This window comes from Streptomyces atratus (genome assembly GCF_040655115.1).
In the GTDB taxonomy this organism is placed as follows: Bacteria; Actinomycetota; Actinomycetes; order Streptomycetales; family Streptomycetaceae; genus Streptomyces; species Streptomyces atratus_D.
Genome location: NZ_JBFAJH010000103.1, coordinates 1 through 8017 on the forward strand (window position 1 = coordinate 1; position 8017 = coordinate 8017).

At 68.1% G+C, this 8017-nt stretch carries 5 protein-coding genes; 4 read left to right on the top strand and 1 reads right to left on the bottom strand.

Annotated features, from left to right (window positions below; translation table 11 throughout):
* Positions 1 to 535: 535 nt before the first annotated feature.
* The 4 genes from AB0I23_RS40630 to AB0I23_RS40645 are packed head-to-tail and all read left to right on the top strand — an operon-like array spanning position 536 to position 6037.
* Positions 536 to 1948 (top strand): ABC transporter substrate-binding protein, encoded by a 1413-nt coding sequence (locus AB0I23_RS40630; protein WP_359118221.1) that lies wholly within the window; start codon positions 536 to 538, stop codon positions 1946 to 1948.
* A gap of 38 nt (positions 1949 to 1986) precedes the next feature.
* On the top strand, positions 1987 to 2916 hold the full coding sequence (locus AB0I23_RS40635; protein WP_359118223.1) for a carbohydrate ABC transporter permease: 930 nt from the start codon (positions 1987 to 1989) through the stop codon (positions 2914 to 2916).
* Positions 2913 to 3797, top strand: a complete 885-nt coding sequence (locus tag AB0I23_RS40640) for a carbohydrate ABC transporter permease (protein ID WP_359118224.1) — start codon at positions 2913 to 2915, stop codon at positions 3795 to 3797. Before AB0I23_RS40635 ends, AB0I23_RS40640 begins: the two co-directional genes overlap by 4 nt.
* Complete coding sequence (locus tag AB0I23_RS40645) at positions 3797 to 6037, top strand: glycosyl hydrolase family 65 protein (protein ID WP_359118226.1); 2241 nt, start codon at positions 3797 to 3799, stop codon at positions 6035 to 6037. The genes AB0I23_RS40640 and AB0I23_RS40645 overlap by 1 nt, the downstream gene beginning before the upstream one ends.
* Positions 6038 to 6274: 237 nt before the next feature.
* On the opposite strand, the gene AB0I23_RS40650 is transcribed toward AB0I23_RS40645, so the two are convergent.
* Positions 6275 to 7321, bottom strand: a complete 1047-nt coding sequence (locus tag AB0I23_RS40650; RefSeq protein ID WP_359118228.1) for a LacI family DNA-binding transcriptional regulator — start codon at positions 7319 to 7321, stop codon at positions 6275 to 6277.
* Positions 7322 to 8017 lie beyond the last annotated feature (696 nt).

The window sequence follows — 8017 nt, forward strand, 5'->3', positions numbered from 1 at the left end:
CTACCTCACGCCCCACGAGACACGCCTGCGTTTCCAGCAAGACCAGGACCTCGCGGCATAACAAGATCGTGTCCAAGATCACGGGGAAACTTCACCTCCTCGACGTGGCACGGACCGGCACATCACGGGCCACGCAGCTGGTGATCGCCCTGCCCGTTGGCGTGGGTGCCCCGGCCCTGCCGACAGCCCGGCCAAAACCGGCAGCCGCGAATGCCTGCGTGTCCCGCCTGCTCGCCCGTGCGCCGTAGCTGCCGTCGTAGCCGGGCGTGCTCGCCGACACCCGCCGCACAAAGTGACAGCGAACGCGACGTGAGCCGCCCCCTCCCGGTCGTGAGCCGCACGGTCGCACTGTTCCCAGGTATGAACGATCAAACTGCGTCGCCGAGAGAAAGCCACCGAGCGCCAGTTGGGGCACCAACTCCCTTGTGAGAGCTGCTGGATGAGAAATAAGTGCAGTCGCTGTCGGAAGGGTTGACGGGAGAACGTATCGAGGGCATCTTGAACGATCAAATCAGCCGTTGGCAGGGACGCTGCCATGAGCCGGTCGACGCAGCGTCTGCATCTTCCGGTGAACAACGAGGAGGACACCGTGAGCTCTTCGCGGATAGCCGTCGGTGCGGGACAGGGCCGACCGAAGCCCCCGGGCGCGAGGCCGGTGCGGCGGGCAGCTGCGGTGGTGGCGGCGGTGATGTGCGCCTCGGCGCTCAGTGGATGCGGTGGCTCGGACTCCTCCGACACGGACTCCGGAGGGCCGGAGAAGTCCCAGGACCGCGGCCCGATCACCTTGGCCTCCGGTAAGGACACCACGGGCACCCTGCAGGGCCAGCTCGATCGCTGGAACAAGCAGCACCCCGACCAGAAGGTCACTCTCGTCGAGCTCCCGGAGAGCGCCGATCAGCAGCGTCAGCAGTTCATCCAGAACGCTCAGACCAAGTCCGATACTTACAGTGTCCTCAACCTCGACCCGATCTGGGTCGCCGAGTTCGCAGCCAACCAGTGGATCGACGAGCTTCCCGCCAAGGAGTTCCCGCTCGACAGGATGATCCCCGCCGTCGTGAAGACCGGCGAGTACTTCGGCAAGCAGTACGCCGTCCCGTTCAACACCAATGCAGGTCTGCTCTTCTACCGCAAGGACCTTCTCGACAGGATCGGCGTCCAACCCCCCACTACCTGGGACGAGTTGAAGCAGGCCTGCGTGAAGGTGCGTAAGCTCCCGGAGGGCAAGGGCATCGACTGCTACGCCGGGCAGTTCGACAAGTACGAGGGGCTGACCGTCAACTTCTCCGAGGCCGTGGCCTCCGCCGGTGGCAGCGTCGTCGACGACAAGGGCAAGGCCACCGTCGACACCGAGGCCGCGAAGAAGGGCCTGCGGTTCCTCGCCGACGGGTTCAAGGACGGCACCATTCCCCAACAGGCCTCCACCTACAAGGAGGAAGACGGCCGCCGCGCCTTCCAGGCGGGCAAGCTCCTCTTCCACCGTCAGTGGCCCTACCAGTGGTCTCTCGCCAACGCCAAGGACGGGTCGAGCAAGGTGGCGGGGAAGTTCGGCGTCGCCCCGCTGCCCGGCCTCGACGGCCCCGGCAAGTCCAGTCTCGGCGGACTCGACCTGGCCATCAGCAAGTTCGCCAAGAACAAGGCCACCGCCCTCGACTTCATCAAATTCTTCTCCAACGAGGCCAACGCCATGACCAACCTCAAGGTGACCTCCGCGGCTCCCCCGTACACCGGCCTCTATGACGACCCGGCGCTGCGCAAGCAGTTTCCGTACCTGGCCACACTCAAGGAGTCACTGGACTCGGCGACGCCCCGGCCCGTGGTCGTGCACTACGGCGATGCCACGGCCGCCATCCAGGAGAGTGCCGCGGCCGCGCTGAGCGGCTCCAAGTCGGTCGACGAGGCCTTGGCCGATATGCAGAAGAACCTCTCCGCCGCCGTCGCCGCGAAGTAGACGGGGCCGCCCACGTGTCCATCACGACGCCGACGCCGGTGCGCAAGACTGCGCCGTCCCGGCCCGCGCGCTCATCGCGCCGGGCCGGGACGGCCGGTCTGGCCGCGGCCCTGCTCTCACCGACGTTGCTCGTCCTCGTCCTGGTCATCGGATACCCCGTGGTGGCGGCCCTGCGGCTGTCCTTCCAGGTGTCCAGCGAGTCCATCGACCCGGACACCGGTTTCAAGGTGACCGCCACCTCCTACGGCGCCGACAACTACACCTCTGTCTTCTCCGACGACCGGCTGCTGCTGCCCTGGTGGAACACCACGTCGTTCGCCCTGGCCTCGGTCACCCTCGAAATCCTGATCGGTGTCTCCATGGCCCTGGTGATGCACCGGGCCTTCCGGGGCCGGGCCCTTGTCCGCGCAGCCGTCCTTGTGCCATGGGCCATCCCCACCGCGATCTCCGGCATGCTCTGGAAATGGATCTTCAACAGCCAAGGGGTCGCCAACGAGATTCTCGGCGCCCAAGTACTGTGGAGCAGCGAAGGGTTCCAGGCCTGGCTCTCCGTGGTCATCGCCGACACCTGGAAGACCGCGCCGTTCATCGGGCTGCTCGTCCTCGCCGGACTGCAGATCATCCCTGGCGAGCTGTACGAGGCAGCCCGGGTCGACGGCGCCTCTCCATGGCGCGTCTTCTGGCGGATCACCCTGCCCCTGGTCCGCCCGGCCCTCGTGGTCGCCGTGCTCTTCCGCCTCCTGGACGTCCTGCGCATGTTCGACCTGCCGTACGTCCTGGTGGGGCCGCGAAAACATTCGGTCGAGACACTTTCGATGATCGCCTTCGACGAGATGACCAATCTGCGCTTCGGCACCGCCGCCGCGTACGCGACCATCCTGTTCATGTACGTTGCCGTGGTCGCCCTTGCGTTCGTGAAGCTGTTCGGGGCCGATCTGATCGGCCGGGGCACCAGGAGCGAGACATGAGTAGCACGCTCTTCAGGCTTCGGCAGGCCAACACCGTACGGCGTGGCACGACGCGAGCCGGGCGCGGCACGGCCTGGGCCCGCCGCCTCGGCATTGCGGCGGTCGTGGCCTACTGCCTCGCGCCCTTCTACTGGATGGTCGTCTCCAGCCTACGCAGACCGGCCGACCAGTTCTCCAACGCGCCGCTGCCCGCACCGGTCTCCTTGGACAACTACTCCGCGGCCTTTGACGCGCGCAACGGATTCGGCCGGGCCCTCGTCAACAGCCTCGTCGTGGCCGGTGTCACCACAGCTGTCACGCTGGTCGTCGCCATCTTCGCCGGATACGCGCTGGCGCGGCTGCAGTTCCGCGGCAAGACACTGATCCTGACGCTGATCATCGCGGCCTCGATGTTCCCGCCGATCATCCTGGTGGTGCCGCTGCTCGAACTCTTCGCGGACGCGGGCTGGATCAACACCTACCAGGCGATGATCGTCCCGAGCATGAGCTTTGCCCTGCCGCTGGCCGTCTGGAACCTCACCGCATTCTTCCGCCAGATGCCCGCGGAGCTGGAGAAGGCCGCGCAGGTCGACGGGTGCACACCCGCGCAGGCGTTCCGCAAGGTCGTGCTCCCGCTCGCTGCGCCAGGCGTCTTCACCACGGCGATCCTCGTCTTCATCTGCGCCTGGAACGAATTTCTCATCGCGGTCAGCGTGGTGAACGACCGTCACATGATGACTGCGAACGTGATCGTGTCGCTCTTCACCGGCCAGTACAAGTACGACCAGCCGTTCGGCACACAGATGGCGGCCGGGGTCGTGGTGACCCTGCCGCTGGTCGTCGCCGTGTTGTTCTTCCAGCGGCGGATCGTGGACGGTCTCACGGCAGGAGGACTGAAATAATGGACGCCCGCACGGCGGAAGGACCGACCCAAGGGAGCGCCCCGACCAGTGGGGTGTTCGCCGCCTCCGACGAGTGGGTGCTGAGCACCGACGACCTGCTGACCGACTACCACCCCGCTTTCACCGGCAACGGCTGGCTGGCCGCGCGCGTGCCGGGGGCCGGCAACGGCTTCGCCGAGACCCCCGTGCGTACCCAGTTCCATGTCGCCGGCTTCTACACCGGCCGCGGCGGCGAGTGGTCCCGCAAGGCGTCCCTGGCCGCCTGGACGACGCTCGACGTGAGCGATGGCAGCGGCTCGTTCAACGACGCGTTCAGCTCCGTACGCGAATCGGAGGAGCAGCTTGTCGGAGGTGACTGGGCAGCGGTGACACGGCCGGAAGCCGGAGCCGCTCGCGGCATCGAACGGTACCGGCAGTCCCTTGACCTGCGCACCGGAGTGATCACCACGGAGGCCCGCTGGACCTCGCCGGCGGGCCGGGTCACGGATGTGCGCTACCAGGTGCTCACCGACCGGTCCCGGCCTCACGTGGCCGCCGTGACGGTGACGGTCACACCGCACTGGGAGGGGACACTCGTCGTCACCGACACCCTCGACGACCGGGCGGCTACACGCACAACACCTGCCCGGCAGGGAGCGGGCGCGGGACGGATCTGGACCGTCACGGAGGCCGAGGGAAGTGGCGTCGTGGCCGCGGTCGTCTCCGTTCTCGACGCCGCGGGCACTGCGCTGCCGCGTCCAGTGGAGGAGGGGACGGCGGCGCGGACGGTCACGGTACGAGCGCTGCCGGGCCACCCCTACAGCTTCACCAAATACGTGTCCGTCGTGACCTCGCACGATGCCGACGACCCGCCCGCCGCCGCCCGAGCCCACGCCGACGCGGCCGCCCGTGCGGGATACGGCCGGCTCGCCGACGACAACCGCCGGGCCTGGGCGCGGGAGTGGGAGGGCGACATTGTCGTCCGCGGCGATGCCCGCCTGCAGCGCCAGGTGCGGGCCTCGAAGTTCTACCTCCTGACCAGCGTCCGCGAGGACTCGCCGTGGTCGCCCTCTCCAGCCGGGCTGTCCAGTGACAGTTACAACGGCCATGTCTTCTGGGACACCGAGACCTGGATCCTGCCGAGCCTCCTCGCCCAGCATCCGCAGATAGCCGAAAGCGTCCTCGACTACCGGGTCCAGCGGCTCGACGCGGCCCGCGCCTACGCCTCCGACGGCGGGCACGGCGGCGCCCGCTTCCCCTGGGAGAGCGGTCTCACCGGCGACGAGGACACACCGGCATGGGCTCCGTTCGGCCATCTCGAGCAACACGTCAGCTCGGATGTCGCGCTGGCCTTCTGGCAGTACTGGCTGGCCACCGGCGACGAGCGGTGGCTGCGTACGTCGGGACTGCCCGTGCTCAGCGCGGTCGCGGACTTCTGGACGAGCCGGGTCACCGGCGACGCCGAGGGCCGCTGTCACATCAACGGGGTGATTCCGCCGGACGAGTACGCGGAGGGGCCGCACGACGACTCCGTCTACACCAACGTCGCTGCCCGGGCCGCACTCCGCTTCGCTGCCCGGGCCGCCGAGACGTTGGGGCAGCCGGCCGACCCGCGCTGGACGGACGTCGCGGACCGGCTTGTCATCCCGTTTGATCAAGCCCGAGGCATCCACCCGGAGTTCACCGGATACGAAGGTCAACAGATCAAACAGGCCGACGTGGTGATGCTCGCCTACCCGTGGGAGCACCCGCAGCCCGCGGAGGTCTCCCGGGCCGACCTCGAGTACTACGTGCCCCGTACGCACGAGGACGGCCCGTCGATGACTGACTCGGTGCACTCCATCGTCTACGCCGAACTCGGCGACGTTAAGGCGGCGTTCGAGCACACCCGGCGTAGCGTCGAGCCCTTCCTCCGGCCGCCCTTCGAGCAGTTCGCCGAGGCCCGGACCGGGGGAGCCTTCACCTTCCTCACCGGGCACGGCGGCTTCCTGCAGGAGTTCCTCCACGGCTACTCGGGACTGCGCTGGCGCGCAGACCGGGTCGTCCTTGCACCGATCCTGCCCGACCGGCTGGACGGCATCGCTCTGCAGCGGCTGCGCTGGAGGGGCCGTGTCTTCGACATCGACATCCGGCATGACGGTACGACGGTACGGCTGCACGCGGGCGAAGCGCTCCCGGTGGAGGCCGCGGGACAGCTCCATCACGTCCCGGCCGGGAGAGAAGTCAGGCTCGCTTCGCGCACACCATTGACGGACCGTTAGCGCCTGTCGGGTGACCTCTGATCGGGCGGCCAGGCCCTGGCACGCACGCTTCCGGCGTTGCCGAAATGCCCTGGTAGCTCCTTCCCCGAGCTCTCAGCTTCGTTCGAGCAGGGGAGACCCCATCCAAGGCCATCCCGGCGCCTTGGAATCGCACGCACCATGCCGCGTCCGCTCTCCGATCGAAGGTCACCCGACAGGCTCTTAAGCGTTGGGCGATGGCGGGGGCGCGCGTCCGGATCAGTCGCCGGGCGCGCTCCGCAGTGGCGCCGAACTCGCGCGCACGACCAACTCCGGAACCAGCAGCCGGTGCAGAGACTCGGCAGCTTCGTCGACGTCCCTGTCCGCGTTCCGGCCGACGAGCCGCAGCAGCTCCGCCATGATCAACCGGCCAACCTCCTCTATCGGCTGACGGATGCTCGACAGTCCCACCGCCGTTGCGGTCGGGGTGTCGTCGAATCCCACCACCGCGACGTCCTCGCCCGGGCGCAGCCCGTGGTGGCGCACGGCGTGCAGCGCGCCGACTCCGAGGGTGTCGGTTGCCGCGACCACAGCGGTCGGCGGCTCCGGCCGGTCCATGAGCTCCGCCATGAGCCGCGTACCACTCGACATGGTGTCGTCGCCCCGTACGTCGAGCCGGTGGCTTTGGGCGAGCAGGCCGTGCCGGTCCATGGCCGCCAGCCAGCCGTGCGCCCGGGAGTCGCCGACACTGGAGCCCTCGGGCCAGCCCAGGAATCCGATGCGCCGGTGACCGGCGGCAATCAGGTGATCGACGGCCGACGCCGTCCCGGCCGTGTTGTCGACGTCGGCCCAGCTGTAGCCATCGACACAGGTCGCCGTACGCCCGAACGCGGCGAACGGGACGCCAGCTGCCACCAGTTGCCGTGGCCGTGGGTCGTGCGGGGTGACGTCGTAGAGTACCACTGCGCTCACGGCCCCGGCGCGCCACAGCGCCGTGCACCGCTCGGTCTCCTCGTCGGCATCGGTCGCTGTGAACAGCAGCACATGGTGGTCGCATGCCTGGCCAGCCTCGGCGAGCGCGTGAAGGAAGCGGTCCTGGATGGAGGCCACCGTCTCCGCGTGGACCGGCAGGATCCTGCACCCCACCATGCGGGGAGAGCTGGCTCTGAGCGAGCGTGCCGCCCGGTTGGGGTGGTAACCGAGATCGAAAACAGCCCGGTTGACCCGCTCACGCGTCTCGGCGCGGACCCGGTCGGGCGCGTTGAGCACGTTGGACACTGTCTGTCGTGATACCCCGGCCGCCTCGGCGACGTCCGAGATGGTCACGGACGGACGCGGGGTCAGACGTGGGCCATGGGAACCGGCTGTCATGTGCATCCCCCCGCTGGTTGACCCATACGTATGTGCATGAACGGAGATCAGCGCCCCGCATGCCGGACGGATCGATTTTATCGTTCAAGCCCGGGCTGTCGAGGTTGGACGGAGGGGGAGGGGCGCCACTGTGAAGTTCTCCGAGGGGACTCCGGGTACCCGCTACGGTCTGTGGCAGGACGCCGCGGGTGAGGTGGGCGTCGGAGAGGAAGTCCATCCAGCGGGTTGGTCTGCCCGCGGCGCGCGTAGCGGGCCGCGAGGGCGCCGTGGGAGGCGGTCGCGCGGGACGAGGGCGGCAGCCCGCCGACGTCGCAGGAACCTCGACCTCCGTCATACGCCCTCCCGGCCACTGCTGCCAAACCGCGACGCTTGTCAGCTGATCCGCCGTCACCGATGTTGCGAACTGCGCTTGCTGGCGGATCGGTTGGAGCAGGAGTATCCGGACATCGGCGGACTCGTCTGGTGGACTGGTCAGGGTTGTTTTGTTCGAGATGGTTGACGAGTTGATGAGTGGTCGGTGTGGTGTGGTGTGGGGTCGGTGTGGTGTGTGTGGGTCAGGGTGTGTTTTTTGTTGGTTGGGGTGTTTTTTGCTGGGCTGGGTTTTCGGGGGGTGTCGGGGTGTTGGGTGGGTGCTGCTCTGTGCGGGTTGTT